Source organism: Mycobacterium sp. NGS18, assembly GCF_059813185.1.
Window position 1 is genome coordinate 1 of sequence record NZ_JCALEC010000030.1, and the last position, 1,593, is coordinate 1,593.

The 1,593-nt window shown below is 54.7% G+C and carries 1 rRNA gene; it reads right to left on the reverse strand.

What is annotated here, in order from left to right:
* Nucleotides 1-75: 75 nt before the first annotated feature.
* Nucleotides 76-1,593 (reverse strand): 23S ribosomal RNA (locus tag AC5Y31_RS21770); the annotation flags it as partial.

The window sequence follows — 1,593 nt, forward strand, 5'->3', positions numbered from 1 at the left end:
TGTGTGTTTGGTGGTGGGGTGTGGGTTTACGGTGTTTTGTGGTGTGGTTGCGGGCAACACAATTGTTTCGTGTGTGTTGGTAAGTTTTCGGCCGGTTAGTGCCAGTTCCCTGCACACCTTGCGGTGCTTCCAGGTCTGGTCTATCGATCCCGTGGTCTGCGGGGGGCCTTATCCCTCTAAAAGGGTGAGAATCCTGGTCTTGGAGTGGGTTTCCCGCTTAGATGCTTTCAGCGGTTATCCTGTCCGAACGTGGCCATCCAGCCGTGCTCCTGGTGGAACAACTGGTATACCAGAGGTTCGTCCGTCCCGGTCCTCTCGTACTAGGGACAGGTTTCCTCAAGATTCTGACGCGCGCGGCGGATAGAGACCGAACTGTCTCACGACGTTCTAAACCCAGCTCGCGTGCCGCTTTAATGGGCGAACAGCCCAACCCTTGGGACCTGCTCCAGCCCCAGGATGCGACGAGCCGACATCGAGGTGCCAAACCATCCCGTCGATATGGACTCTTGGGGAAGATCAGCCTGTTATCCCCGGGGTACCTTTTATCCGTTGAGCGACACCCCTTCCACTCGGGGGTGCCGGATCACTAGTCCCGACTTTCGTCCCTGTTTGACGTGTCAGTCTTACAGTCAAGCTCCCTTGTGCACTTACACTCAACACCTGATTGCCGTCCAGGTTGAGGGAACCTTTGGGCGCCTCCGTTACATTTTAGGAGGCAACCGCCCCAGTTAAACTACCCACCAGGCACTGTCCCTGAACCAGCTTCATGGTTCGAAGTTAGAGGTCCAATACGATCAGAGTGGTATTTCAACAACGACTCCACCCACACTGGCGTGCGGGTTTCACAGTCTCCCACCTATCCTACACAAACCGCATCGAACATCAATACCAAGCTATAGTGAAGGTCCCGGGGTCTTTTCGTCCTGCCGCGCGTAACGAGCATCTTTACTCGTAATGCAATTTCGCCGAGTCTATGGTTGAGACAGTTGAGAAGTCGTTACGCCATTCGTGCAGGTCGGAACTTACCCGACAAGGAATTTCGCTACCTTAGGATGGTTATAGTTACCACCGCCGTTTACTGGGGCTTAAATTCTCAGCTTCACCCCGAAGGGTTAACCGGTCCTCTTAACCTTCCAGCACCGGGCAGGCGTCAGTCCGTATACATCGTCTTGCGACTTCGCACGGACCTGTGTTTTTAGTAAACAGTCGCTTCTCACTGGTTTCTGCGACCCCCTCCCGCTGCCGGCCGCAAGGGCCATGACGGTATGAGGGTCCCCCTTCTCCCGAAGTTACGGGGGTATTTTGCCGAGTTCCTTAACCATAGTTCACTCGTACGCCTTGGTATTCTCTACCTGACCACCTGTGTTGGTTTGGGGTACGGGCCGTGTGCGTGCTCGCTAGAGGCTTTTCTCGACAGCATAGGATCACCGAATTCGCCACACATGGCTATGCATCACCTCTCGGAATATATGCCAGACGGATTTGCCTATCTGACTTCCTACCGGCTTACCCCAGTATTACCACTGACTGGTACGGCTACCTTCCTGCGTCACCCCATCGCTTGACTACTACCAACGAAGGTCCCACGCAGCC